This window comes from Arthrobacter sp. D1-29 (genome assembly GCF_054130585.1).
Genome location: NZ_CP096383.1, coordinates 1,957,556 through 1,982,161, shown reverse-complemented (window position 1 = coordinate 1,982,161; position 24,606 = coordinate 1,957,556). Strand labels below are relative to the sequence as shown.

Genomic DNA, 24,606 nt, shown 5'->3' with positions numbered 1-24,606 from the left:
CTCGCATGGTCTTCACCGCTTCGACTGACAGTTTCCAATACCTCCGGCGCCAACAAACGCTCGGCACCTCGAACGTGGCCTCAGCGTTGCTTTCAACCACTTGTGAATAGGCTATGAAAAATATTGTCAAAGATAATTAAAGTATCGTCAAGAGTGCAGTTCTTACTTTTTCGGAGGTGTTCAGTAAGAATGGTTCCATGCCACGTATCACCCAGCCGCACGACGACGCATGGTCGTCCGATGTTGAGGCTGCCGTGGCAACTTTTGGCAATCGGGCACGGAACGAGATCCTTCGGTACCTTTCAGCCCATGGACCAGCGACGCGTGGGGATATTGTTGCTTCCGTCAGCGCTGGGGAGCCCAGCGTGGCCAAGCATCTGTTGGCCCTGGAAGAAGCAGGCGCCATCATCGTGGACGTGGAAGCCGGCCGCCGGCACGGCCGCTCTCCCCGCTATTCAGCGAACACTCCCCGTATCAAGGAGCTGCTTGACGCTCATCTTCAGTATCTGCTGGAGGGCTAGCTGCTGCCTGTTCGCCACCAGGGTGGCGGCGGATGTCCTCATTGAGGTATTCGGAGATGGCGCGCAGCGTTTCCGGGGAGACGTCGCCAAGAGTTCGAACGGCGAAGGACTTCACTCGAGCCGCCCGCAGGGATTTGACGAACTCGAGCTGGGAATCGATGCGCTCGGGCAGATCGGCATCATTGCCTATCTGGAGATAGGAGGCGTCAACTTTGAAGATGTCGCAAAGAGCTTTGAGAAGCGCCGGATCACTCACCAGCCGACCTCTGCCGTCCTTCATGTAGAACCAGCGGGCGCGCGAGAGCTTGATGCCTCTGGCCGCCAGCTCTCCCTGAACCTCGCGGAAAGTAATTGGCTTTCCACGCTCGGCGACCACGACGTCGAGCATCAGATTCAGACGGCGGGCAAGCCTGGCTTGTGGGGATAGTCCCCCATCAAGGCTTGCCTCGTCAGCAATCATCGCCCACCCCTTCATGAGACCTTAGGCCGGTCAGAATCGATCATGTGTCTTGCCCCCAGTATTCCGCGAGTCATATGAAAGGGGCAATCGACCTCAAAAAGGTTGACCGGACGCTTCCCAGAGGGCTGGAGGAGGAGTAACCTGCTGCTGTAGACCCGTCTACAGCGCCAATTCTTTTCATCCTTGCTCAAACTTGGTCCCCATGACGAACCTCTTGATGAACCGAACACGAAGCCAAATTCTCCGCTTCCTTATCAGAAACGGACCCTCGACCTGTGGCGAAATTGGCACCGGACTCCAAGCATCGTCGTCAGCCATCCGCCGTCACCTTGCGCAGCTGCACTCTGCTGGGTTTGTTGTACGCGTATCAGATGGGAGGTTCGAAGCTTGCCCGGAACAAGTTCGGGCGCAGCTTGAAGTCCTTGCAGCCGTTTTCGCCGGCGATGTCGTTGCGACAGGCTCCTTGATGCCAATCGATTGAAAGCGAAATAGGCGAATCGGTGAAATAGTGCGAGCACCTACTCGGCCGAGGCGTCCGCCAACTCTCCGGCTTCGTCCTCTTCCTTTACTTCTCCGTTCAGGCTCACGATCCAGTCAGCCACTGCTCCTTCCCACTTTTCAATATCAACATTCCATTCCTGCGAATGACCCTCGACGTCGAAAGGGACCAATTGAATCAGGTCAGGACGAAGGTTGGCAGCGAGCTCCGACACTTCGAAGGGCGTTGAAAGGTCCCCTTTTCCATGCAAAAGCAATACCGGTTTCTTGAGCTCAGACGCGCGCTCCACCCAGTCCAACGATTGAAAATTGAGTGGCTCTTCTAGCCCCGTGACCCACCGGAACGTCCTGGACTGCATGAGGCGCAGTCCTAAAGCTGCCACGGGAACCGGGAGCCCGCTTGCCTGCGCGTTTGAAGTCAAGGTCCTACTCCAGTCCATAACGGGGGCATCGAGTATGAGCCCAGAGATATGTCGGGAGTAGGCCGACAAATTTGCCAATTGTAAGGCGATGGATCCGCCCAAGGACCAGCCGAATAGCAGTATCTTCTGGGCGCCCTCGCTAATGGCGAATCTGATCGCAGCTTCGACGTCGAGCCATTCAGTTTGCCCCAACATGTAGCGAGCGTCAGTCGATTCTGTCGCCTCGCGGTCATTCCGAAATGAGACGACCAGCGATGTGTGGCCCAGCCGATTTGCAACTGGGACCCCACGGAGAGCACCTGCTCTGGTTCCGCCCATCCCATGGATATGTATCGCCCATACGTTAGGAACGAGGGAAGCAGTGGCCGGCACGAACTTCCATGCGGGCGCAGTGCCGTGCTCAGTCGGGATCTGAACTACTGAATAAGGCAGGTCTAGCTGGTCCGGTTTGGAGAAAACATATCCGCTCCAGATTCCTGCCCTGGCGGACGGCAAGTCACCGGAGTCGACCCGCTCCACCACACGTGTAACTGTGCCTGCTTCAGTGTCCGTCTTCGTAACCCTGCCAAGACAGGCATGGCCGGAACCGTTGGCGAACCAAAGGCTGTAACGCCCGGGTGCCCTTGTCTGTGGTGATGCAGGCAGCTCGATTTGCAGCGAGCCTTCGGCGTCTCGAGAGACCCTTCGGATGGGAAGGTCCTCGCTGCGGGTGGTCTTTGGAACGACAACCTGGCGGGCAAAATACGCCGCGCCAAGAAAAGCTCCCGCGCTCCCGGCCGTGGCCGCCGTCGCCAGCCCAATAAGGCTACGAAGTGCTGTCTTCTTTGCCACCCTGGTGGCCACCTCCCAGCCGTTCATCGATTGCTTTACGAAGCCGCATGAGGGTTTCAGGGGAAATTCCCTGTAGCTGCCGTGCGGCAAAGTTCCGCACACGAGCTTCACGCAAAATGCGCAGCAACTCAAGCTGGGCGTCAACGAGTTGAGGAACGTCACCTGAGTCATCCAGCAGGTAATCCGAGTCGACACCGAAAAATACAGCGAGATTCCGCAAGAGCGCCTCATCGGTGGCCAGCGAGCTGTCCCCGCTCCGCATGTACGCCCAGCGCGAGCGTGACAACGGTGTTCCGCGCTGCGCCATGTGATGGCTGATCTGTCGATAGGTGACGGGATCTTCCCCTTTCGACTCGAAGAGGTCAAGCAGGAGGTTCAGCTTTCGAGCGAGTCTTGCTTGTGGCGTTTCCGAAGAGTTGGCCTCTGATTCCGTCATAGGGCGTGCTCCCCCCGGCCGACAGCGTGGGGACCCCTTCGGTCTTCCTTCCCTGAAGGAGGTGCGGCCAGATATCGCTCCACCAGGTTTAGGATCTGCCGGTCCCGATCATCCAGCAACCTCGAGAGCTCAGGATCGATCAGAAGGGCATCCTGGATTTCGACCAGCATCCTGTGGAGGCGCCACCTCACTGACTCACGGCGATCCGCAATTTGGGCTGAGGACAGAAGGCGGACCTCTGGTCTCGGATCCGTAGTTTTTTCCCAAACCTTAGCGAGGCGAGGAATGAAGGTGGCCTCCATCTTGGATTCCCTCTTGCGGGAAAGCATGCGAGCCATGGGCGGCAATGCAAGTCCTGCACACAGAAAGGCCATGGCTCCGACCAAGGCAATATCGTAAACAAGCGAAAGGGCGGTCATCCCTTCCAAGTCACCCTGCAGGTGGAGGATGTCCATTCCCAGAACAGCCAGAACTAGTACTACCGCCAACGAACAGCCAACACCGATGAGGGCGAAGGCGACACGGAAGTATGGCTTGGACATATGGCCAAGGAATCTGAAACACGTGTAGCCGGTAATGGATACGACGACTCCAATGTAGCCAAATTGGACGGCGGAATAGGCGGCGGCTGACCATTGGTCGCCGAAGTCTTTCATGAAACTCGTCGAGGAATAGGGGGCAGCCACATTGGCGAAGCATGCAGTAAGCCCAACAATCACAAGGCCCAATGCAGCGAGACCGACGTGGTCCTGCCGTGCCGGGAGCTCGCCGGGATCGGCCGCACGAAGGATTGCCCTGGATAGGAAATATATGCCGACGACCATCAGGATGTTTGCGAGCAGATCCAGGACATTACGACGGCCCAGTAGCGCATCTCCGGCTATGTAGACCGGATCGATGTTTAGCGTGAGCGCCGTCGCGATGGTCACACCCGCCACCAGGATACTTTGGTCAGCGCGCCATCGGATTCCGGGCAGCAAACATAGGACGAGCCCCCAGATCAGGGAGGCCACGATGATCTGGATCATCCGAAAATCCTCTCGAACGATCGTGGTTCGACGGTACTGTCCCGGATTGCAGCCGCGAAGAGGTCTGCCAGAGTTTCGGCTGCGGCCTCGAAGTCGTCCAAGAAGCTGCTTCGAGCAAACACTCTCGAAACCAGCTCACGCGGCAGATCAGGAAAGAGGATGTCGGCGTAATCGGAGGGGAGAACCAACTCGTCATGGCGGAGAACCATGTGGCCTAGCTCGTGAAGTATGAATTGCTGCCTGTGAAGCGCTGATGGGGTCGCGGCGTGCAAGATGATCTCCGCCGTGTCCGTCGACAGCCATAGGCCGCAGACAGACCCTCCAGTGAGTGCTCCGGAAACCTCAATCTCAATGCGCCGGTTGCGGATCCCCTCGACAACTTCGACAAGGCGCTCAAGCGTTAGATGTGCAGGCAGCAGAAGCACTTTGAAGGCATCTTCTGCGCGTACTGCCGGAACTGCTTCCAAGTGTGAACGAACTTCCATGAGCATCCCCCATATGCCTGTTTCATCCCAATTCAAAGCCAGCGTCCGTCCGATAGAGCCCTGCCGCACACGACAAGTGACGACCACCAGACCTCAATTGAACCCCCGGTCTCTGGACATGTCCAGAGACCGGGCTAACGAGAGATTCAAGATGTCCTGTTCGGGTGTTGAACGTGCTCTGGCATCGGGTCATGTTTTCTGCAGCATCAATCTGCATGAACAGCCGAAGCAATCGAGATAGAAGAGAGTTCCGATGGATCTTGAATTCTTCGAGCCGGCCGAGGCAGCTGCCCTGATGCGGTGCACTGAGGCCTGGCTCCGGGATGGCGCCGCCAGCGGGCGGTTTCCCCATGCGTGCTGGGGAAAGGGGAAGATTATCTTCACCTCAGAGCACATCATGGAGATTGCCCGGCTGAGTGAGGTTCAACCCGGCAGCATGTCAAACCGTGCCCCTGCCGATGCAAAGACGGCGTCGAAGGAGCGGCTCATCGGAACCCGGGCGAGAGTACGACGACTCGCATCTGCCAAGTGACTCAACCGCAGGTTGCATAGGCCGCGCAGCATACCCCGTCAGCGAACAAACCCGGAAATCGAACGCTCCGTCGCATCCGCACCCGCCTGCAGGGCTTCCGGCATCAGGTGTCCGTAGACCTGCTCGGTGGTTCTGGTTGATGTGTGGCCGAGCCTCCGCGAGATGGTGAACAGGTTTACGCCATCTTGGATCAGCCATGATGCGTGCGTGTGCCGCAGATCGTGGATGCGCGGGGACTTTTTAAGTCCATGCGATTGCGCCGCCTGCACGGCTGGAACCCAGTAATAGTGCCAATACAGCCTATGGACAATACGCTCCCCCTTGGGAGTCGTAAAGAGGAGCTCATCGCCGGTGCGGCTCGCCACCAGGGGTACGAGGAGATCCACGAGCGCCGGGTTGAGGCCGATCGTCCGCTTTCCCGCACCCGTCTTTGTGGCGCCAATGTAGAACTGGGACTGGCCATCCCGTTTCCAGGCCTTGTTGACCCGCACCGTGGGCGGCTTGGCGAGCAAATCGACATCCGCCACCTTCAGCGCGGTAGCCTCCCCAAATCTGGTTCCCGTCATAACCAGAAAGCTCGTGAAGGTTTTGTACCGCTCCCCCATCACCTCCAGGATCATGTTGAACTCGGTATGGGTGAGGAACATCGCTTCATCCTCAGCCTTGTCGATGCTAGGCAATTGCACGCCACGGCAAGGATTCTTGGGGATGTACTGGAGCATTTCTGCAGTATTCATCGCTGCCGAGATGAGGCCGTGAACATTGTGGATCGTCTTCGGGGCCTTACCCTTGGCCATCATCGATTTCACCCAATGATTCAGGTGCCGATAGTCGAGCTTGTCCGCAGGAATGTGGCCGATTGAGTCTCGGATATGACGATCGAGCATCACTTGATAAGTTCTGACAGTTCCGCTGGATGGACGAATCAGCAGGTCGATATGTTCCTGGACGACCTCGGCTACGGTGGGAACCCGAGCTTGGTTGGAGAGTATGGCGTGCTGGGCGATTTCGAATGACTGACCGTTGGCGTCCAGAAGTCGTTTAAGGGTTTCAGCTTCGGCTTCGGTGGCGACAGTCAGGCCCTGCTGCTCGCGGCTCTTTGGATCCCGCCAGAGAACCATGAAGGACGCTGTACCGTCCTTTTTGATGCGTTTGCGAATGCTGGCCACACAAAAAACGGTACGCCCCTGTCAACACTTTAGGCTGTTTTGTCAACACCCAAAGTGAAAACAGGCCTCTGACCTGCGGAAACACTGTGCCCGAGGTGGGACTCGAACCCACACACCTTTCGATACCGCATTTTGAGTGCGGCGCGTCTGCCAATTCCGCCACTCGGGCGCGGAAGATACGGAAGCAAACAGGGTACGCCCACAGCTGATTGTGAGCAACGCGATTGCTTCACGTACGCGGAATTACTCTACCTCCAGATAGGCTGAATTCCAGAATCGCGCCGCCGACGCCGCAATCAACCCATGCAGATCAAGTACAGAACGCGGGCGCGCCTAAGATAGTGATGTTCCCGCCGTACCTTTCCTAGGAGATCCCGTGACTGAACCGACGGAGTCAAAATCCACGTCCCAGCCGGCGCGCCGCGTCATTGTGGCCGAGGATGAAACCCTCATCCGCCTCGACATCATCGAGATCCTGCGCGGCGAGGGCTACGACGTGGTGGGCGAGGCTGACAACGGCGAGAAGGCCGTGCAGCTCGCGGAGGAACTTAAGCCTGACCTCGTCCTGATGGACGTCAAGATGCCGGTTATGGACGGAATCTCCGCCGCCGAGAAGATCGTCAAGGCCCGCATCGCGCCCGTGGTCCTGCTGACGGCCTTCAGCCAGAAGGAGCTTGTGGAGCGGGCACGCGACGCCGGCGCCATGGCCTACGTGGTCAAGCCGTTTACGCCCGCCGACCTCATTCCGGCCCTGGAGATCGCCCTCTCCCGCCACGAGGAGATCAAGGCCCTCGAGAGCGAGGTGTCGGACCTGCAGGAGCAGTTCGCCACCCGCAAGCTTGTGGAGCGCGCCAAGAGCCTCCTGACCACCAAGATGGGCCTCACCGAGCCTGAGGCGTTCCGCTGGATCCAGAAGACCTCCATGGACCGCCGCCTGAGCATGCGTGAGGTGGCCGAAACCATCATCAACCAGGTCAACTGACGCGGCGCCAGGCAAACAAAGCAACAGCAAAACAAGAACAGCAAAAAGGGAGGGTCCCCGCCAGTTCAAACCGGCGGGGACCATCCCCTTTTCAGCTGCTTACTTCTTCTTCTTTTCCGGCCACGGGCCAAGCTTTTCCTTGTTCCCGGCTGTATCGCCAGGACCGGTGGTATCGGCGAGGTCGCCCACCTTGTGGACCTTCAGCGAGTTCGTGGAACCGGCCTTTCCGGGAGGGGAACCGGCAGCGATGACCACCAGGTCGCCGTCTTCCACCAGTTCCATTTCCAGCAGACTGCGGTCAACCTGGGCGGTCATCTCGTCGGTGTGGCCCACCATGGGGACCAGCACCGGCTGGATTCCCCACGTGAGAGCCAGCTGGTTCCACACGTGCTCCACCGGAGTGAACGCGAAGACCGGTTTGATGGGACGCAGGCGGGACAGGCGGCGTGCAGAGTCACCGGACTGGGTGAAGGTACAGATGTACTTTGCTTCCAGCTGGTCGGCGATTTCGACGGCGGCACGGGTGATGGCGCCGCCACGGGTCTTGGGCTTGGTCCCCAGCGGGGGGACGCGCTCCAGGCCATGGACCTCGGTGGATTCGATGATCCGGGCCATGACCTTGACGGTTTCGATGGGGTACTTGCCCACGCTGGTCTCGCCGGAGAGCATGACAGCGTCAGCACCATCGAGCACGGCGTTGGCGCAGTCAGAAGCCTCTGCACGGGTGGGCCGCGGGTTGTCGATCATGGATTCCAGCACCTGGGTTGCCACGATGACCGGCTTGGCCCAGCGGCGGGCCAGTTCAATGGCGCGCTTCTGGACGATGGGCACTTCCTCCAGGGGAAGTTCCACGCCGAGGTCGCCACGGGCCACCATGATGGCGTCGAACGCGTCGATGATCTCGTGGAGCTGCTCCACTGCCTGCGGCTTTTCGATCTTGGCGATGACCGGCACACGGCGGCCTTCCTCATCCATGATCTCGTGAACGCGGACAATGTCGGAGGCGTCGCGGACGAACGAAAGAGCTACGAGGTCAACGCCGCGGCGCATGGCCCAGCGGAGGTCGTCCTCGTCTTTTTCGCTCAATGCGGGAACGTTGACTGCCACGCCGGGAAGGTTGATGCCCTTATTGTTGGACACCATGCCGCCCACGGTCACTTCGGCCACTACCTTGACGTCGTCAACCTCGATGGCACGCAGTGCCACCTTGCCGTCGTCGATCAGCAGGGCATCGCCCGGGTTGACGTCCTCGGTGAGGCTCTTGAGCGTGGTGGAGCAGATTTCCTTGGTGCCGGGAACGTCTTCGGTGGTGATGGTGAAGATGTCGCCAACGGCCAGCGCGTGCGGGCCGTCAACAAACCGGCCCAGGCGGATCTTGGGACCCTGGAGGTCTGCCATGATCGCAACGGGCTTGCTCAGCTTGGCCGAAGCCTTGCGGACGTTCTCGTAGGTGTTGTCGTGCACGGAATAGTCGCCGTGGCTCATGTTCATCCGGGCAACATCAACGCCGGCTTCCAACACCGCGAGGGTGTTTTCAAAGCTGGCAATTGCCGGTCCGAAAGTGGCCACAATTTTAGCGCGTCTCATATACCTACCCTAGTAGTTTGCTGCATTGATTAAGTTGTTGTGGAGATGAACTCGAGGGGTCAAACCCTCGATAAACCGCGCCGATGAACCGGCGCTCACAGAACCGCGATTGCCCTGTCGGTCGGGGCCACGGGTGCAGGAAGGATGGTGCTTCCCATCAGGAACTTGTCCACGGCTGCAGCGCATGCCCTGCCTTCAGCGATGGCCCAGACAATAAGCGACTGCCCGCGGCCGGCGTCCCCGGCCACGAAGATTCCCTCGGTGTTGGTCATGTAGTAACCGTCACGGGACACGTTGCCGCGTCCGTCAAACTCGGCACTGACCTGCTCGGTGATGCCCGCGGGTTCAGCGCCGGTGAAGCCCAGCGACAGGAACACGAGGTCGGCCGGGATGACCCGCTCGGTGCCGGCCTTCGGGAGCCGCTTGCCGTCCACGAACTCCGTTTCGGCAACCTTGACGCCTGTCAGCTTGCCGTTTTCGCCGACAAACTCCACGGTGGAGGCGAGGTACGTGCGTTCGCCGCCTTCCTCATGCGCGCTGGCCATCTCGAACAGCGTGGGGAACGTGGGCCACGGCTGGTGGCCGGCCCGCTCGATGGGAGGCTGCTTGCCGATGGCCAGGGTGGTGACAGAGGCTGCCCCATGGCGGTGCGCAGTGCCGAGGCAGTCCGCGCCGGTATCGCCGCCACCCAGGATGACAACGTGCTTGCCCCGGGCGTGGATCTGGTTCTCCACGGACTCCCCCGCAACTACGCGGTTGGCCGGGACAAGGTAGTCCATCGCGAAGTGGACGCCGTCCAGCTCCCGGCCCGGGATGGGCAGGTCGCGCGGAACGGTGGCACCGGTGCAGACCACCACGGCGTCGTACCGGCGGCGGAGCTGCTCCCAGGTCACATCAGTGCCCACGGAGACACCGGTGCGGAAGCGGGTGCCCTCCGACTTCATCTGCTCGATGCGGCGGTCCACCTGCTCTTTTTCCATCTTGAAATCGGGGATGCCGTAGCGCAGGAGCCCGCCGATCTTGTCGTCGCGTTCGTACACGGCCACGGTGTGGCCCACTCGGGTCAGCTGCTGCGCCACCGCCAGGCCGGCGGGGCCGGAGCCGACGACGGCAACGGTCTTTCCGGTAAGGCGCGCGGGAGGCAGCGCGTTGACCCAGCCGTTGTCCCAGGCTTCGTCGATGATGGAGACTTCAACCTGCTTGATGGTTACTGCAGGCTGGTTGATGCCCAGCACACAGGAGGCCTCGCACGGCGCCGGGCAAAGCCGGCCGGTGAACTCGGGGAAGTTGTTGGTGGCGTGCAGCCGCTCAATCGCTTCCTCCCCCTTGTCCCGCCACGTGAGGTCGTTCCATTCCGGAATCAGGTTCCCCAGCGGGCAGCCCTGGTGGCAAAACGGCACGCCGCAGTCCATGCAGCGGCCAGCCTGGGCCTTCAGGACACCTTTTTCCTGGGCCTCGTAGACTTCCTTCCAGTCCATGATGCGGACCGGAACGGGGCGCCGTGGCTGGGTTTCACGCTGTCGTACTTTCAGAAATCCGCGTGGATCAGCCACCGGTCACCTCCAGGATTCGAGACCATACTTCTTCGCCGTCGGGGTCAAGGCCCTCTTCGATGGCGTCAAGACGGGTTTGCAGGACTGCCGCGTAGTCGCGCGGGAGCACTTTGGTAATACGGGCAGCGGTGTCGTCGAAGTTCTCCAACAGCCGCGCGGCCAGCAGGGATTCCGTCTCTTCGTGGTGCTTGACCAGGAGCCCGTGGACAATGTCACGGTCCTCCGCGTCGAGTTCGAGGAGCTGGAGTTCGCCGCTCTGCAGGGCGTCCTTGTTCACGCGCGTGGTCTGCAGATCCAGGACATACGCCGTGCCGCCGGACATGCCGGCACCGAAGTTGCGTCCGGTGCGGCCAATAATCAGCGTCTGGCCGCCCGTCATGTACTCGCAGCCGTGGTCGCCGATGCCTTCAACAACGGCTGTGGCGCCGGAGTTGCGGACCAGGAAGCGTTCGCCCACCTGGCCGCGGAGGTACATCTCGCCGCTGGTGGCGCCGTAGCCGATCACGTTTCCGGCAATGACGTTGCTTTCCGCCTTGAACACGTTGGTGCGGTCCGGCCGGACGATGATCCGTCCGCCGGAAAGGCCCTTGCCCACGTAGTCGTTGGAGTCACCGAACAGGCGCAGCGTGATGCCGGCCGGCAGGAAGGCTCCCAGCGACTGGCCGGCCGTTCCGGTCAGCGTGATGTCGATGGTGTCCGTCGCCAGCACGTCAGTGCTGAACGTCTTGGTCACAACGTGGCCCAGCATGGTTCCCACAGAGCGGTCCGTGTTGATGACATCGACGGCGATCTTGACCGGGCTGCGGTCAGTCAGCGCCTCGGTGGCCATGGTGATCAGGCGCTGGTCAAAGTGCTTGTCCAGCTCGTGGTTCTGCGACGTGAGGTTGCGCAGCGGCGCATCATCATCAAACTCGAGGCCATGCAGGATCGGATCAAGGTCCAGGCCATCGGCCTTCCAGTGGTTGATCGCCTCGCGGGCATCCAGCATTTCGGCGTGGCCGATCGCCTCCTCCAGGCTGCGGAAGCCAAGTTCGGCAAGGATTTCACGGACTTCCTCGGCAAGGAATTCGAAGAAGTTGACCACGAACTCGGGCTTGCCGTTGAAGCGTGAACGCAGCTCAGGGTTCTGCGTCGCGACGCCCACGGGGCAGGTGTCCAGGTGGCAGACGCGCATCATGATGCAGCCTGACACCACCAGCGGAGCGGTGGCGAAACCGAACTCCTCGCCGCCCAGCAGCGCCGCGATCACGACGTCGCGGCCGGTCTTCAGCTGGCCGTCCACCTGCACCACCACACGGTCACGGAGACCGTTCAGCATCAGGGTCTGCTGGGTCTCTGCGAGCCCCAGCTCCCACGGCACACCGGCATGCTTGAGCGAGTTCAACGGGGACGCGCCGGTCCCGCCGTCATGGCCGGAAACCAGTACGACGTCGGCCTTCGCCTTGGTCACGCCGGACGCCACAGTGCCGATCCCGACTTCCGACACCAGCTTGACGTGTACACGGGCCGAGGGGTTGGCGCGCTTCGCATCGTAGATGAGCTGAGCGAGGTCCTCGATCGAGTAGATGTCGTGGTGCGGAGGCGGGGAGATCAGTCCGACGCCGGGGGTTGAGTGCCGCGTCCGGGCCACCCAGGGGTAGACCTTCTGCGCCATCAGCTGACCGCCTTCGCCGGGCTTGGCACCCTGCGCCATCTTGATCTGGATGTCGTCGGCGTTGCTCAGGTAGAGGCTGGTCACACCAAACCGGCCGGAGGCGATCTGCTTCACAGCGGAGCGGCGCTTCGGGTCCAGCAGGCGGTCCACGTCCTCGCCGCCTTCACCGGTGTTGGACTTGCCGCCCAACTGGTTCATGGCGATCGCCAGGGTTTCGTGCGCCTCCTGGGAGATGGAGCCGTAGCTCATGGCACCCGTGGAGAACCGCTTGACGATGCTGGAGACGGGCTCCACTTCCTCCAGCGGAACTGCGGGACGCTCGCCGGTCTTGAACTTGAGCAGGCCGCGGAGGGTCATCAGGTTCTCGGACTGGTCGTCCACGCCCTTGGTGTAGGACTTGAAGATGTCGTACCGGCGCTCACGCGTGGCGTGCTGCAGGCGGAAAACCGTCTCGGGGTTGAACAGGTGCGGCTCGCCGTCGCGGCGCCACTGGTACTCGCCGCCGCCCAGCAGGGGCCGGTGCGGCAGCTCGATGCCACCTTCCGGGTAGGCCATCTGGTGTCGCGCCGAAACTTCAGCGGCGATGACGTCAAGGCCCACACCGCCAAGCTGGGAGTGCGTTCCGGCGAAGAATTCGTCCACCAGTTCCTGCCCCAGGCCCAGGGCCTCGAACGTCTGCGCGCCGGTGTAGGAGGCGACCGTGGAGATGCCCATCTTGGACATGATCTTCAGGACACCCTTGCCCAGGCCCTTGATGAGGTTGTAGACGCCGTCCTGCGGGGTCACGCCCACAACGTCGCCGGAGGCGATGAGCTGTTCCACCGATTCCATGGCCAGGTACGGGTTCACGGCCGAAGCACCGTAGCCCACCAGCACGGCCACGTGGTGCGTTTCCCGGACGTCGCCGGCCTCAACCACCAGGGCGGTCTTGGTGCGGTTGGCGCTGCGGAGCAGGTGGTGGTGCACGGCGCTGACCAGCAGCAGCGATGGGATGGGTGCCCACTGCGCGTTGGAGTCACGGTCGGACAGCACCACGTACTGCACACCGCGGTTGATGGCACCGGAGACCTGCTCGCAGATCTCGGTGAGCCGGGCGCGGAGCGCGTTCTCGCCGCCTTCCGGGCGGTAGAGGCCGCGGACCTTCATGGCCACCTTGTCGCCGTCGGCGTTTTCGATGTTGGCGATCTTGGCCAGCTGGTCGTTGTTGATCACCGGGAACGGCAGCGAAACCTGGGGCTGGCGGACCTGCTTGGTATCCAGCAGGTTCCCGTTGGGGCCGATGGCACAGGTCAGGGACGTGACAAGCTCTTCGCGAATGGCGTCCAGCGGCGGGTTGGTGACCTGCGCGAAGGACTGTACAAAGTAGTCAAAGAGCAGCCGCGGACGCTTGGACAGCACGGCAACGGGGGTATCGGAACCCATGGCACCCAGCGGCTCTGCGCCGGTGCGGGCCATCGGGCCGAGCAGGATCTTGAGCTCTTCGGTGGTGTAGCCGAAGGTGCGCTGGCGGATGTTCACCGAGGCGGCGGTGTGGACCACGTGCTCGCGCTCGGGGAGTTCGTTGAGGTCGATCAGGTTGTCCTTGACCCACTCGGCCCACGGGTTCGCCGCGGCGACCTCGGCCTTGACCTCTTCGTCGTCGATGATGCGGCCGCTGTCGGTGTCCACCAGGAACATCTTGCCCGGCGAAACGCGACCCTTCTTGACCACCTTGGAAGCTTCGACGTCGATCACGCCGACTTCGGAGGCGAAGACGATCAGGCCGTCCTCGGTGATCCAGTAGCGTCCGGGGCGCAGTCCGTTGCGGTCAAGGGTGGCACCCACCAGGTTGCCGTCGGTGAAGGATACGGCGGCAGGGCCGTCCCACGGTTCCATCAGCAGGGAGTGGTATTCATAAAACGCGCGCCGTGCCGGATCCATGGTGGCGTGGTTTTCCCAGGCCTCGGGGATCATCATCATGATCGAGTGCGTGATGGGCCGGCCGGACAGCCAAAGCAACTCCGCCACCTCGTCAAATGACGCGGAGTCTGACGCGCCGGGCGTGCAGATGGGGTACAGCTCCTCCGGGGAGTCCCCCAGGAGCGGGTTGGCAAGCTGCGACTGGCGGGCACGCATCCAGTTCCGGTTGCCCTTGACCGTGTTGATTTCGCCGTTGTGCGCGATGGTGCGGAACGGCTGGGCCAGCGGCCAGGACGGGAACGTGTTGGTGGAGAACCGGGAGTGGACGATGGCCAGCTTGGTCTTGAACCGCTTGTCCGAGAGGTCCGGGTAGAACGGCTCCAGCTGGGCGGTGGTGAGCATGCCCTTGTAGACGATGGTCCGGGAGGACAGCGACGGGAAGTACACCCCGAACTTGTTCTGCGCGCGCTTGCGGAGGCGCCAGGCCCGGGAGTCCAGCTCGTTGCGGTCCAGTTCCTCGCCGGTGGCCGAGGTAAGGAACGGCTGCGAGAAGTACGGCATGCAGGCACGGGCCATGGCACCGACCAGGTCTGCGACGATAGGCACTTCGCGCCAGCCAAGGACCACCAGGCCCTCGTCCGCGGCCAGGCCTTCGATTCCGGCCTTTGCGGCCTCGGCTTCGCGCTGCTCGGAAGGGAGGAAAGCTGTGCCCGCAACGTACTGGCCGGGGGCCGGGAGTTCAAATTCGGTGACTGCCCGGAAGAACTCGTCCGGGATCTGCATCAGGAGTCCGGCGCCGTCGCCGGTTCCTTCGTCCGCGCCCACGGCACCGCGGTGCTCGAGGTTGCGCAGGGCAGTCAGGGCGGCATCAACAATGTCGTAGCCGGGCTCACCGCGGAGGGTGGCGATAATTGCAAGACCGCAGGCGTCCTTCTCCTGCTCCGGGTTGTAGAGCCCACGTGCCTCCGGAAGGGCCGCGAAGCGCTTGAATGGCGACATGGCGGACACAGGCTGGTCCGGTTCGGACCAACTGGGAGTGTGAAGAGTTTGGGTCATGGGAGACGTCCTTCCTCCTGATCGTGCGTATGGAAGGGACAACGTTGGCCCCACTCGTCAGCCTGTGTGATGGGCACAACAAAGTGTTTATTGCTATTGGAAATTGTAGGCCAGGCCGGTCTGCTGAACTAACAGTTACGCAGACCCCTGACCCGGGCTTGGACCGGTCAGCAGCTCTTGCTTTCCGGGGTGGGCCCCGATGCCACGACGCTGTGGTGTGCGGGCGCTTCGAGAGGTGACTCTGCTGCCCTGCCTGCCGGCGTACTACTTGCTGGTGCCAGCCTCCGGCGCGGATCCTGTGGCTTTGTGGCCGGAACTTCCGGCCACCGGCGACTCCGGTATGGACGTGGTGCCCGCCGGAGATGCCGGCACATCTTCCTTGGGGGTGGATGAATGGCCGGAACCGCTTTGGTTATCAGGGAGATTATCACGCGATTCACTATCTGAGACAACAGAGTCCGCATCCCGGACCGGTTTGCCTTCCTCCTCCTCGTTGTCCTCGTCCTTGTTCCCGGCGGGTTCCTGACCGGCCAGATAGGGGCTGTCCGGCTCCGGACGGCCCTTCATTCCGAGCAGGATGAAAGCGGCCAACGCCACCAGCAGGACCACAATGCTGGTCCAGACATTCAGCCTGGCCGTGATCCCGAGGAGGCTGATCTGCTCGGCTTCATCGATGCGCATGGCTTCGATCCAGACCCGGCCCAGCGTGTAGTACACGGCGTAGAGCCAGAAGAGCCGTCCGCGCCGGAAGTGGAACCTCCGGTCGAGAGCCAGCAGGATCAGCACTCCGGCGATGTTCCACAGCGACTCGTACAGGAAGGTGGGGTGGAACAGGGTGTCTGTTGGCATGCCGGCCGGGAAATTGGCGTTGTCAGCGTCAATCTGCAGGCCCCAAGGGAGGGTGGTGGGCCCGCCGAAGAGTTCCTGGTTGAAGTAGTTTCCCCAGCGGCCCACGGCCTGCGCCAGGAGCAGGCCGGGCGCGGCAGCGTCCAGGAACGCGCTGAGCTTGACGCCGGAACGCCGGCAGCCGATCCAGGCTCCGAGGACTCCCAGCACCACCGCTCCCCAGATCCCCAGCCCGCCACGCTGGATCTGCGGGATGAGCGAGAGGTCACCGGTGCCGTCGAAGCCCGGGCCGAAGTAGGCGTCCGGGGATGACACCACGTGGTAAAGCCGGCCGCCGATGATGCCGAACGGAATCGCCCAGATGACGATGTCCCACACGCTGCCTTCGGGCGCACCCCGCCGGGCCCACCGGATGGACGTGAGCCAAAGGCCAACGATGATGCCGGCAAGGATGCAGAGGGCATAGGCGTGGATGCGCAGCGAACCCCACGGCAGCGGGATGTCGAAGCCGGACCAGTCCGGGCTGGGGATCGCGGCGGGCACCATGCCTGCTGCGTAAATGAGGGTCTGCATGTGGTTAGGCTTCTTCCCTGACGAGTCCCGCGCTGAGTTCCCTGGTGAGATCGGCAACTGCGGGGACTCCGCCGTCGCGGATGGCAGCCACCAGTGCGGTGCCCACAATCACGCCGTCCGCGTAGGCGGCGATCTCGCGGACGTGGCCGGCGTTGGACACGCCAAGCCCCACGCACACACGCTCGGCACCTGCGGCATGCGTGTCCGCGACGAGCTGTTCGGCGCTGCTGCTGACATCCTGCCGGGTCCCGGTGACTCCCATGATGGAGACTGCGTAGACGAAGCCGCGGCTGGCCTTGACCGTCATGGCCAGGCGCTCGGGAGAGGAGGAAGGTGCCACGAGGAAAACCCGGTCCAGTCCGTACTTGTCGGAGGCCGCGAACCATTCAGACGCTTCATCCGGGATGAGGTCCGGCGTAATAAGTCCCGCTCCCCCGGCCTCGGCCAGCCGGCGGGAGAACTCGTCCACGCCCATCCTGACCACAGGGTTCCAGTAGGTCATCACCAGCACGGCGACGTCGGTTGCCGCGGTGATCCCCGCAACGACGTCGAACACGCTTTCAACCCGGAAGCCGTTGGCGATGGCCTCTGTGGTGGCTGCCTGGATAACAGGACCGTCCATCACCGGGTCTGAGTACGGAATGCCGATTTCGATCAGGTCCGCGCCGTTCTTCGCCATGGCGATGCCGGCGTCGATGGTGGACTGGACATCCGGGTAACCGGCGGGCAGGTAGCACACCAGGGCTGAGCGTCCGGCGTCACGGGCACGGTCGATGGCAGCTGCCGACTTGCTGGCCGTCTGTTCAGTCATCACTTCTGGTCCTCGCTATTGTCCGCGTTGATCCCCGCTTTGATCCCTGCATTGCTGGCGGCAGGAACGGCTTCGGTGGCTGCCCTGTCCGAGGGGCCCTTGGGCTTGCGGGTGGAGAGGTTGGTGCCCTTCACCTTGCCCTCCTCATCCAGCATGTCGAACCATTCCGCGGCTGTCTCCACGTCCTTGTCGCCACGGCCCGAGAGGTTGACGATGACCACTGTCTCGGAAGGGTTGGCCTTGCCTTCGGTCAGCCGCTTGCCCACCTTGATGGCGCCGGCCAGGGCGTGCGAGGACTCGATGGCCGGAATGATGCCCTCGGTCTGGCACAGCAGCTTGAAGGCGTCCATCGCTTCGCTGTCCGTAATGGGTTCATAGCTGACCCGGCCGATGTCGGCGAGGTAGGCATGCTCCGGCCCCACACCCGGGTAGTCCAGGCCTGCCGAAATGGAGTGGGACTCGATGGTCTGGCCGTCGTCGTCCTGCATGAGGTAGGACCGTGCGCCGTGCAGGACGCCCGGCTTGCCGAGCGTAATGGTGGCAGCGTGGCGTCCGGTGTCCACCCCGTCACCGCCGGCCTCGAAGCCGTAGATTTTGACCTCGGGATCGTCCAGGAAACCGTGGAAGATGCCGATGGCGTTGGAGCCGCCGCCGATGCAGGCGCAGACGGCGTCCGGAAGCTTTCCGGCCTGGTCCAGGATCTGCGCCCGGGCTTCCTCGCCGATCACTTCGTGGAAGAACCGGACCATGGCCGGGAACGGATGCGCCCCGGCGGCGGTGCCCAGGAGGTAGTGGGTGGTGTCCACGTTGCTGACCCAGTCCCGGAGGGCGTCGTTGATGGCGTCCTTGAGGGTCTGGGAACCGTTGACCACAGGAACCACGGTGGCACCCAGCAGCTGCATCCGCGCCACGTTCAGTGCCTGCCGGCGGCAGTCTTCAGCACCCATGTACACAACGCATTCAAGGCCCAGCAGGGCGGCGGCCGTGGCGCTGGCCACGCCGTGCTGTCCTGCCCCGGTCTCGGCGATGACACGGGTCTTGCCCATCCGCTTGGCCAGGAGGGCCTGCCCCAGCACGTTGTTGATCTTGTGCGATCCGGTGTGGTTCAGGTCCTCACGCTTGAGGAAAACCCTGGCGCCGCCGGCGTGCTCGGAGAAGCGCTTGGCTTCGGTCAGGAGGGAGGGCCGGCCCGAGTAGTTTTTGTTCAGGTCCGCGATCTGGGCGAGGAAGTCAGGATCCGCCTTGGCCTTTTCGAAGGTGTCTTCCAGTTCATCCAGGGCGGCGATGAGGGACTCGGGCATCCAGCGTCCGCCGTACCCGCCGAAGTAGGGCCCAGGGGCGTGCTTGAGGGAGCCGCCCTGCAGGAATGCATCCGCGGCGTTGTTGTCAGCGTTCCCTGAAGGTGCGTCAACCATCAGTCTCACCGTCCTGTTCAGTTGATCGTTTCAGAAGTGTGGTGCCGCGGGCCCATGGCCCGCGCGGTGCAAAGGCGGGCAGCAGCGCTCCAGGCCTTCAGGCTTTCGGTGCCTGTTGCCGCTGCGGGCCCGCAGGTGGTCAAGCCCGTGCAGCGATCGCGGCAGCCCCCGCCGCCGTAAACTCTGCGATCCGCTCTCGGGGAGTGGAATCGCTGACCAGGGCCTCGCCCACCAGGATGGCGTTCGCGCCGCTGGCGGCGTAATGGGTAACATCATCCACGCCGCGCACGCCGGATTCGGCGATGACCAGCGCCCCGGCGGGAATCATCCCGGCGAGGGAGGCAAAAACGGAACGGTCGACGTCGAGCGTCTTCAGGTTCCGCACGTTCACGCCAATGATCCGCGCTTCCGCAGCCACGGCGCGTTCGATTTCCTCTTCCGTGTGCGTCTCCACCAGCACGTTCATGCCGAGTTCCCGGCTGAGTGCACTGAAATCCTGGAGCTGGGAATCCGAAAGCGCGGCAACGATCAGCAGGATCAGGTCCGCGCCGTGGGCGCGGGCTTCCCAGATCTGGTACTCGTCCAGCGTGAAGTCCTTGCGCAGCAGCGGGACATCAACGCGGGCCCGGACGGCGTCCAGGTCCGCGAGCGAGCCGTTGAAGCGCCGCTGTTCGGTCAGGACGCTGATGACTGCCGCACCGCCGTCGGCATACTGTTCCGCCAGGGATGCCGGGTCCACGATCGCGGCGAGGTCACCCTTGGAGGGACTGCGGCGCTTGATTTCCGCGATGACTTTAAGCTGGTCCCGCCGTTCGGAGGGGCCGCCAAGCGCAGCCCAGGCATCCCGGGCCGGAGCCGCAGCCGCCGCCCGGTCCTTCAGTTCGGTGATCGAAACGAGGCGCTTCCTGGCCTCCATATCCTCCCTGACACCGGCATTGATGTCATCGAGAACAGTCGCCATCAGTGGCCGGAGTTCTTCAGCTTGCTGCCTTCGACGCCGTAGCCTGCCTTGCGCATGATGTAACCGAGGATCAGGCCGAGGACCATCACGGCTGCGCCGGCGATGAAGATGGGGGTGCTGTTGATCACAAACGCGATGGACGAAACGAGGGCGCCTACCAGCATAACGATCACGCAGGTCCAGGCTGCCGGGCTGTTGCCGTGGCCAAGTTCCTGGCTGTGGTCGACGGCGCCGGGGGCAACCGTCCGGGTGCCTGACTTGGAAACGGACGCAGGTGCTTTGCTCATGGAAATCTCCTCAGGGTGAATACTGCTTACATTCTGCCATTTTTTAACCGGGACCTGCTTACCGGCAGGGCGCGGGACTGCTCCCCCGGACCTTCCGGCCTGCTCCGGTCAGGTGGGATCGTCGCCGCGGGAGAGCCTGTCCCAGCTGTCAATATCGTCTACGGGGCCTGCCGGCGTGGCTGCACCGCCGGGGACTGCGGCGTCATCTTTGGCTGCGTCATAGGTGGCGGCGTCATATTTTGTCCGTGACTTCCAGTAGCGTCCTGCCGGAATGATCAGCATGGCTCCCAGCGCCAGCAGGATGCCGATCACGACGGCGATGGCCGGGAAGGCGGTGAGTGACACTTTCGCGTCACTGCCGGTGACGCCGGTGGCGGCCGCGATGGAACCCTGCGCCGCAGCCAGCGGGTCCGCAAGCACCGTGGCTGCGGCAGCAACAATGCCGGCTGCAGCCAGGACGATGATGGCGGCGGCGACCCAGCGGGCGATCCTGCCGGCGATGGATGCGGCCAGTCCCCCTGCCAGCGCGACAAGGGCCAGTGCTGTCACCGCCGTGGCGGCTTTGCTGCCCTGGACCTGAAGTGTGCTTTGGGCACTGCCGGCCTGGCCCACCTGGTCCGGATCCAGGCTGACCGTCATCCACGTCTGGGTAGTGGTGCCGAAAACAGCCAGGGCCAGCGCGGCGATCAGCAGGACCACCGTGGACTTCCGTGCCCAGCCGGGGGCTCCTGCTGCTTTGTCGGTCCGGCCGGCCGCTGTCTCGGGAACGGGCATCAGTGGTTCGTCCGGCTGGTATGGCCGGCGCTTCCGGCATCGGGAACGGTGTCCGCGGAAATGGTGTCCGCCGAAATGTTGTGCAGCGATCCCGCGGTGTGGACGGCCCGCAGCGGAGCGGCCGCCTTATTCACGGTTTCCAGCGCCTCCGTAGGATTGACAGAATCAGCAACAATGCCGCCTCCCGCCTGCACGTAGGCGCGTCCCTCGCGGAGCAGCGCGGACCGGATGGCGATGGCCATGTCCATGTCCCCCGCGAAGTCCAGGTAGCCCACCACGCCGCCGTAGATGCCGCGGCGGTGGGGTTCGAGTTCGTCCAACAGGCGCAGTGCGCGGGGCTTGGGGGCCCCGGACAGTGTCCCGGCAGGGAAAGTTGCCTTCAGGACGTCGTAGGCCTTGGCCCCCGGCGCCAGTTGGCCCACCACCGTGGACACCAGGTGCATGATGTGGCTGAAGCGCTCCACTTCCATAAACTGCGTCACGTCTACGGTTCCCGCCACGCAGACCTTGGAGAGATCGTTGCGGGACAGGTCCACCAGCATCAGGTGCTCGGCGCGTTCCTTTTGGTCTGCCAGGAGTTCCTCGGCCAGGGCTTTGTCACCCTCCACCGTCTTGCCCCTGGGCCGCGAACCGGCGATGGGATGCGTGATGACTTCCTTGCCCGTGACTGTCACCAGGGCCTCGGGCGAGGAACCAACGATCGAGTACTCGCGGCCGTCGGCGTCCTCAAGGCTGAAGATGTACATGTAGGGGCTGGGGTTGGTGTTCCGCAGGACGCGGTAGACGTCAAGCGGAGAGGCTCCGCATTCCATCTCGAAGCGGCGCGAAATTACCACCTGGAACACCTCGCCGTCGACAATCGCTTCCTTGCCGCGGTCCAGCGCCGCCAGGTAGGCAGGCTCGTCCCAGCGCTCCTGGACGCTGGAAGCGAAATCCAAAGCAGCTGGCTCCAGGACGGACACGGGCTGCGCCACAGGCGTGCTGATCTGGGTGAGGAGTGCCTTGACCCGGGCTACGGCGTCGTGCCAGGCCTCGTCCACCCGTTCGGAGCTGTCGTCGAAATTGATCGCGTTGGCGATCAGGAGCACCGTGCCGTCCACGTTGTCATGGACGGCCATGTCGGACACCAGGTTCAGCGCCATTTCCGGCAGCTGGAGATCGTCCTCCGGCGGGCTGGTCAGCCGCTCCCAGTGCCGGACGGTTTCCCAGCCCAGGAATCCCACCAGGCCTGAGGTAAACGGCGGCAGCCCCTCGAACCTGTCGGTGCGGAGCGCGTCGATGGTGTCCCTGATGGCATCAACCGGGTTCCCGTTCACCGGCACCCCCACGGGCGGCTGGCCCAACCAGTGCGCCTCGCCGTCCTTGGTGGTGAGCGTTGCCCGGGAATTCGCGCCGATGAAGGAGTAGCGGGACCAGGTCCCGCCCACGGCCGCGGACTCCATCAGGAAGGTCCCGGGCTGCCCCTGGGCGAGCTTCCGGTACAGGCCGATGGGCGTCTCGGCGTCCGCCAGGACCTTGAGCCGGACGGGGATGACACGGCTGGTGCCGGCGAGTTCGCGGAACTCCTCGAGGCCCGGGCTGATGATTCCAAGGTCCTGCATGGCTATGGCTCTCCGCCTGTTCTTGTAGGGCGCCCGCATGGTGGCGGACATCCGCGGTGTGCTGTCGAAAACTCAGAATATTCAGGGTGCTGCGGGACTGGACCGCCCTGCCCGGCAGCCAGCGGGCTCAGCCCGCCTGGCCTGCGCCGTCGGTGCTTACTGTACTGACCTGCAGTTCCCTGCCGTCGAAACAGGTGCGGGTACCGGTGTGGCAGGCGGCGCCCACCTGGTCCACGCGAACCAGCAGGGCGTCGCCGTCGCAGTCGAGGGCCACTGACTTGACCCACTGGACATGCCCGGACGTGTCCCCCTTGCGCCAATACTCCTGGCGGGAGCGGGAATAGAACGTTACCCGTCCGCTGGTCATGGTCCGGTGCAATGCCTCGTCATCCATCCACCCGAGCATCAGCACCTCATCGGTGTCGAACTGCTGCACTATGGCCGCCACCAGTCCGGCACCGTCCCGCTTCAGCGCAGCGGCAACGTCTTCCGGAAGCGGGCCGGCGGGCAGGCTTCCCATGGGGACGCCTGCAGGTCCATCGGTGTACCCCGCCGAAAGGCCTGCGGGCACGGCGGAATCAGGGGTTGGCTGGGGGGCGGGCTGCTCAGACATCAGACCAAGTCTAGTGCCTCTGCGCATGCCGTCAGGAGTGTGAACAAGAGCACGGCCCTGGTGGCGGTTCTGCTGCCCATCTCCCCGGGTGTCGTGCTAGTTTCACAAGTGATGCATTTCGTCGACCCGTCCCGAGAAGTCCTGGCCGAGACCCTGCTTGCGGCCGGTCCTGATGCCCCCACGCTCTGCAAAGGCTGGCGCACCAGGGACCTTGCCGCGCACCTTTACCTGCGCGAACGCAAGGCGGCCGTGGGATTGGGCCTCATCATCAAGAGGCTGTCCAAAGCCTCGGACAAGGCAACGGCGAAACTCGCCGCGAAGCTGAAAACGGCTGAGGACTACGCGGGGCTGGTCAACACGTTCCGCGCCGGTCCGCCTGCACTGTCACCCATGAACATCAAGGCCCTGGACGAGAGCTCCAACCTGATCGAATACTTCGTCCACACCGAGGACGTCCGCCGCGCTGTGGACCGCTGGGCACCCCGCGCGCTCGACGAGGCCTATTCGGAAGCGCTCTGGGATGAACTCATCAAGCGCGCCGCCATCCTTTATCGCGGGGTTGATCTTGGTATTGTGCTGGTCCGGCCCTCAGGTCCGCGCCACGTGGCCAAGCGCGCCCCGGTATCCGTGGCCATTGTGGGTGAGCCGGGCGAGCTGCTGATGCACGCCCACGGCCGGACCCGCCATGCGCTGGTCACCTTCGAAGGCCAGCCGGACGCCGTCGCGCTTCTCCAGTCAGCAGAAGTAGGCCTCTAACCCCAACTGGGTAGCGCTAAGTGTGGTTATGAGCCCTCAAAACGACACTTAGCGCTACCCACTTGGGTTGGAAGACGCGCTAGCGGACCTCGAAGCCTGCATTCCGGATGGCGTCCTTGACCTGGGACATCATGTCGTCAGGCCCCCAGTGGAAGATCGACGCGGCCAGCACGGCGTCGGCGCCCGCAGCTACCGCGGGCGGGAAGTGCGCGGGTTCCCCTGCTCCGCCTGAGGCGATGATGGGAACCTTCACCGCCGCACGCACCAGCCGGATGAGCTCGAGGTCGAATCCATCCTTGGTGCCGTCGGCGTCAATGGAGTTCAGCAGGATCTCGCCAACACCGCGCTCCGCCGCTTCCTTCGCCCAGGCAATGGCGTCGATGCCGGTCCCGGTACGGCCGCCGTGGGTGGTGACCTCAAAGCCCGACGGCGTGGGGACAGACCCCGGGCGGGTGCGGCGTGCGTCCAGGGAAAGGACAAGCACCTGCGAGCCAAAGTGGCGCGTGATCTCGTCAATGACCTCCGGGCGTGCCACGGCGGCGGTGTTGATGGACGCCTTGTCCGCCCCGAACCGCAGCAGCTTGTCCACCTCGGCCACGCCCCGCACTCCGCCGCCGACACACAGCGGAATGAAGACTTCCTCGGCAGTGCGGCGGACCACGTCGAAGGTGGTTTCCCGGTTGCCCGAGGATGCTGTGACGTCCAGGAAGGTCAGCTCATCCGCGCCGGCATTGTCGTACCGGTGCGCCAGTTCCACCGGGTCTCCGGCGTCCCGCAGGCCCTCGAAGTTGACGCCCTTAACGACGCGGCCGGCGTCGACGTCGAGGCATGGAATGACGCGTACGGCTACAGCCAT

Annotated in this window: 23 protein-coding genes and 1 tRNA gene; 5 read left to right on the top strand and 19 right to left on the bottom strand. The window is 63.2% G+C overall.

What is annotated here, in order from left to right; translation table 11 throughout:
- Positions 1 to 197: 197 nt before the first annotated feature.
- The gene (locus M1E17_RS09215) at positions 198 to 521 is read left to right on the top strand and encodes an ArsR/SmtB family transcription factor (RefSeq protein ID WP_457966847.1); all 324 of its coding nucleotides are present in this window, start codon (positions 198 to 200) and stop codon (positions 519 to 521) included.
- On the opposite strand, the gene M1E17_RS09210 is transcribed toward M1E17_RS09215, so the two are convergent.
- Complete coding sequence (locus M1E17_RS09210) at positions 475 to 981, bottom strand: hypothetical protein (RefSeq protein WP_457966846.1); 507 nt, start codon at positions 979 to 981, stop codon at positions 475 to 477. The genes M1E17_RS09215 and M1E17_RS09210 overlap by 47 nt on opposite strands.
- 202 nt (positions 982 to 1,183) lie before the next feature.
- On the opposite strand from M1E17_RS09210, the gene M1E17_RS09205 reads away from it, so the two are divergent.
- Positions 1,184 to 1,462, top strand: coding sequence for an ArsR/SmtB family transcription factor (locus M1E17_RS09205; RefSeq protein WP_457966845.1), 279 nt, complete (start codon positions 1,184 to 1,186; stop codon positions 1,460 to 1,462).
- 37 nt (positions 1,463 to 1,499) lie between these two features.
- On the opposite strand, the gene M1E17_RS09200 is transcribed toward M1E17_RS09205, so the two are convergent.
- Genes M1E17_RS09200 through M1E17_RS09185 form a run of 4 tightly spaced genes read right to left on the bottom strand, consistent with a single transcriptional unit; the run spans position 1,500 to position 4,681 of the window.
- Positions 1,500 to 2,732 carry an alpha/beta hydrolase family protein gene (locus tag M1E17_RS09200; RefSeq protein WP_457966844.1) on the bottom strand — a complete coding sequence of 411 codons (1,233 nt, stop codon included), beginning with the start codon at positions 2,730 to 2,732 and terminating at the stop codon, positions 1,500 to 1,502.
- Positions 2,707 to 3,168 carry a hypothetical protein gene (locus M1E17_RS09195; RefSeq protein WP_457966843.1) on the bottom strand — a complete coding sequence of 154 codons (462 nt, stop codon included), beginning with the start codon at positions 3,166 to 3,168 and terminating at the stop codon, positions 2,707 to 2,709. Before M1E17_RS09195 ends, M1E17_RS09200 begins: the two co-directional genes overlap by 26 nt.
- On the bottom strand, positions 3,165 to 4,196 hold the full coding sequence (locus tag M1E17_RS09190; protein WP_457966842.1) for a hypothetical protein: 1,032 nt from the start codon (positions 4,194 to 4,196) through the stop codon (positions 3,165 to 3,167). The genes M1E17_RS09195 and M1E17_RS09190 overlap by 4 nt, the downstream gene beginning before the upstream one ends.
- Positions 4,193 to 4,681 (bottom strand): hypothetical protein, encoded by a 489-nt coding sequence (locus M1E17_RS09185; protein WP_457966841.1) that lies wholly within the window; start codon positions 4,679 to 4,681, stop codon positions 4,193 to 4,195. The genes M1E17_RS09190 and M1E17_RS09185 overlap by 4 nt, the downstream gene beginning before the upstream one ends.
- Positions 4,682 to 4,934: 253 nt before the next feature.
- Between M1E17_RS09185 and M1E17_RS09180 the strand changes: the two genes are divergently transcribed.
- Positions 4,935 to 5,213, top strand: coding sequence for a hypothetical protein (locus tag M1E17_RS09180; protein ID WP_457966840.1), 279 nt, complete (start codon positions 4,935 to 4,937; stop codon positions 5,211 to 5,213).
- Between the two features lie 38 nt (positions 5,214 to 5,251).
- On the opposite strand, the gene M1E17_RS09175 is transcribed toward M1E17_RS09180, so the two are convergent.
- A complete protein-coding gene (locus tag M1E17_RS09175) occupies positions 5,252 to 6,382 on the bottom strand; it encodes a tyrosine-type recombinase/integrase (RefSeq protein WP_457966839.1) in 1,131 nt (376 codons plus the stop codon).
- 87 nt (positions 6,383 to 6,469) lie between these two features.
- Positions 6,470 to 6,551, bottom strand: a tRNA-Leu gene (locus M1E17_RS09170).
- Between the two features lie 207 nt (positions 6,552 to 6,758).
- Between M1E17_RS09170 and M1E17_RS09165 the strand changes: the two genes are divergently transcribed.
- A complete protein-coding gene (locus M1E17_RS09165) occupies positions 6,759 to 7,364 on the top strand; it encodes an ANTAR domain-containing response regulator (protein ID WP_267278698.1) in 606 nt (201 codons plus the stop codon).
- A 99-nt stretch (positions 7,365 to 7,463) separates the two neighbouring features.
- On the opposite strand, the gene pyk is transcribed toward M1E17_RS09165, so the two are convergent.
- From pyk to hisI, 11 genes are all read right to left on the bottom strand, one after another.
- Positions 7,464 to 8,951, bottom strand: coding sequence for a pyruvate kinase (gene pyk / locus M1E17_RS09160; RefSeq protein ID WP_457966838.1), 1,488 nt, complete (start codon positions 8,949 to 8,951; stop codon positions 7,464 to 7,466).
- A 95-nt stretch (positions 8,952 to 9,046) separates the two neighbouring features.
- Positions 9,047 to 10,504 carry a glutamate synthase subunit beta gene (locus M1E17_RS09155; RefSeq protein ID WP_457966837.1) on the bottom strand — a complete coding sequence of 486 codons (1,458 nt, stop codon included), beginning with the start codon at positions 10,502 to 10,504 and terminating at the stop codon, positions 9,047 to 9,049.
- A complete protein-coding gene (gene gltB, locus M1E17_RS09150) occupies positions 10,497 to 15,113 on the bottom strand; it encodes a glutamate synthase large subunit (protein ID WP_457966836.1) in 4,617 nt (1,538 codons plus the stop codon). The genes M1E17_RS09155 and gltB overlap by 8 nt, the downstream gene beginning before the upstream one ends.
- Before the next feature lie 264 nt (positions 15,114 to 15,377).
- On the bottom strand, positions 15,378 to 16,532 hold the full coding sequence (lgt, locus tag M1E17_RS09145) for a prolipoprotein diacylglyceryl transferase (protein ID WP_457966835.1): 1,155 nt from the start codon (positions 16,530 to 16,532) through the stop codon (positions 15,378 to 15,380).
- Between the two features lie 4 nt (positions 16,533 to 16,536).
- Complete coding sequence (gene trpA / locus M1E17_RS09140) at positions 16,537 to 17,343, bottom strand: tryptophan synthase subunit alpha (protein WP_457966834.1); 807 nt, start codon at positions 17,341 to 17,343, stop codon at positions 16,537 to 16,539.
- Entirely contained in the window at positions 17,343 to 18,758 is a 1,416-nt protein-coding gene (trpB, locus tag M1E17_RS09135; protein WP_457966833.1) for a tryptophan synthase subunit beta, read from the bottom strand. Before trpB ends, trpA begins: the two co-directional genes overlap by 1 nt.
- A gap of 139 nt (positions 18,759 to 18,897) precedes the next feature.
- The gene (trpC, locus tag M1E17_RS09130) at positions 18,898 to 19,719 is read right to left on the bottom strand and encodes an indole-3-glycerol phosphate synthase TrpC (RefSeq protein WP_457966832.1); all 822 of its coding nucleotides are present in this window, start codon (positions 19,717 to 19,719) and stop codon (positions 18,898 to 18,900) included.
- Positions 19,719 to 20,006 (bottom strand): HGxxPAAW family protein, encoded by a 288-nt coding sequence (locus M1E17_RS09125; protein ID WP_457966831.1) that lies wholly within the window; start codon positions 20,004 to 20,006, stop codon positions 19,719 to 19,721. The genes trpC and M1E17_RS09125 overlap by 1 nt, the downstream gene beginning before the upstream one ends.
- Before the next feature lie 108 nt (positions 20,007 to 20,114).
- Complete coding sequence (locus tag M1E17_RS09120) at positions 20,115 to 20,780, bottom strand: Trp biosynthesis-associated membrane protein (RefSeq protein ID WP_457966830.1); 666 nt, start codon at positions 20,778 to 20,780, stop codon at positions 20,115 to 20,117.
- Positions 20,780 to 22,381 (bottom strand): anthranilate synthase component I, encoded by a 1,602-nt coding sequence (locus M1E17_RS09115; protein WP_457967667.1) that lies wholly within the window; start codon positions 22,379 to 22,381, stop codon positions 20,780 to 20,782. The genes M1E17_RS09120 and M1E17_RS09115 overlap by 1 nt, the downstream gene beginning before the upstream one ends.
- Positions 22,382 to 22,508: 127 nt before the next feature.
- Complete coding sequence (gene hisI / locus M1E17_RS09110; RefSeq protein ID WP_457966829.1) at positions 22,509 to 22,994, bottom strand: phosphoribosyl-AMP cyclohydrolase; 486 nt, start codon at positions 22,992 to 22,994, stop codon at positions 22,509 to 22,511.
- A 111-nt stretch (positions 22,995 to 23,105) separates the two neighbouring features.
- Here hisI and M1E17_RS09105 point away from each other — a divergent pair, with 111 nt between their 5' ends.
- Positions 23,106 to 23,750, top strand: coding sequence for a TIGR03085 family metal-binding protein (locus tag M1E17_RS09105; protein WP_457967665.1), 645 nt, complete (start codon positions 23,106 to 23,108; stop codon positions 23,748 to 23,750).
- A 79-nt stretch (positions 23,751 to 23,829) separates the two neighbouring features.
- Here the strand turns inward: M1E17_RS09105 and hisF are convergent, their stop codons facing one another.
- On the bottom strand, positions 23,830 to 24,606 hold the full coding sequence (gene hisF / locus M1E17_RS09100; protein ID WP_457966828.1) for an imidazole glycerol phosphate synthase subunit HisF: 777 nt from the start codon (positions 24,604 to 24,606) through the stop codon (positions 23,830 to 23,832).

Bases quoted from the DNA above. Each gene is read 5' to 3' on its own strand.
- M1E17_RS09215 (WP_457966847.1), top strand. From the start codon at position 198: ATGCCACGTATCACCCAGCCGCACGACGACGCATGGTCGTCCGATGTT.
- M1E17_RS09210 (WP_457966846.1), bottom strand. From the start codon at position 981: ATGATTGCTGACGAGGCAAGCCTTGATGGGGGACTATCCCCACAAGCC.
- M1E17_RS09205 (WP_457966845.1), top strand. From the start codon at position 1,184: ATGACGAACCTCTTGATGAACCGAACACGAAGCCAAATTCTCCGCTTC.
- M1E17_RS09195 (WP_457966843.1), bottom strand. From the start codon at position 3,168: ATGACGGAATCAGAGGCCAACTCTTCGGAAACGCCACAAGCAAGACTC.
- M1E17_RS09190 (WP_457966842.1), bottom strand. From the start codon at position 4,196: ATGATCCAGATCATCGTGGCCTCCCTGATCTGGGGGCTCGTCCTATGT.
- M1E17_RS09185 (WP_457966841.1), bottom strand. From the start codon at position 4,681: ATGGAAGTTCGTTCACACTTGGAAGCAGTTCCGGCAGTACGCGCAGAA.
- M1E17_RS09180 (WP_457966840.1), top strand. From the start codon at position 4,935: ATGGATCTTGAATTCTTCGAGCCGGCCGAGGCAGCTGCCCTGATGCGG.
- pyk (WP_457966838.1), bottom strand. From the start codon at position 8,951: ATGAGACGCGCTAAAATTGTGGCCACTTTCGGACCGGCAATTGCCAGC.
- gltB (WP_457966836.1), bottom strand. From the start codon at position 15,113: ATGACCCAAACTCTTCACACTCCCAGTTGGTCCGAACCGGACCAGCCT.
- lgt (WP_457966835.1), bottom strand. From the start codon at position 16,532: ATGCAGACCCTCATTTACGCAGCAGGCATGGTGCCCGCCGCGATCCCC.
- trpA (WP_457966834.1), bottom strand. From the start codon at position 17,343: ATGACTGAACAGACGGCCAGCAAGTCGGCAGCTGCCATCGACCGTGCC.
- trpB (WP_457966833.1), bottom strand. From the start codon at position 18,758: ATGGTTGACGCACCTTCAGGGAACGCTGACAACAACGCCGCGGATGCA.
- trpC (WP_457966832.1), bottom strand. From the start codon at position 19,719: ATGGCGACTGTTCTCGATGACATCAATGCCGGTGTCAGGGAGGATATG.
- M1E17_RS09125 (WP_457966831.1), bottom strand. From the start codon at position 20,006: ATGAGCAAAGCACCTGCGTCCGTTTCCAAGTCAGGCACCCGGACGGTT.
- M1E17_RS09120 (WP_457966830.1), bottom strand. From the start codon at position 20,780: ATGCCCGTTCCCGAGACAGCGGCCGGCCGGACCGACAAAGCAGCAGGA.
- M1E17_RS09115 (WP_457967667.1), bottom strand. From the start codon at position 22,381: ATGCAGGACCTTGGAATCATCAGCCCGGGCCTCGAGGAGTTCCGCGAA.
- hisI (WP_457966829.1), bottom strand. From the start codon at position 22,994: ATGTCTGAGCAGCCCGCCCCCCAGCCAACCCCTGATTCCGCCGTGCCC.
- M1E17_RS09105 (WP_457967665.1), top strand. From the start codon at position 23,106: ATGCATTTCGTCGACCCGTCCCGAGAAGTCCTGGCCGAGACCCTGCTT.
- hisF (WP_457966828.1), bottom strand. From the start codon at position 24,606: ATGGCTGTAGCCGTACGCGTCATTCCATGCCTCGACGTCGACGCCGGC.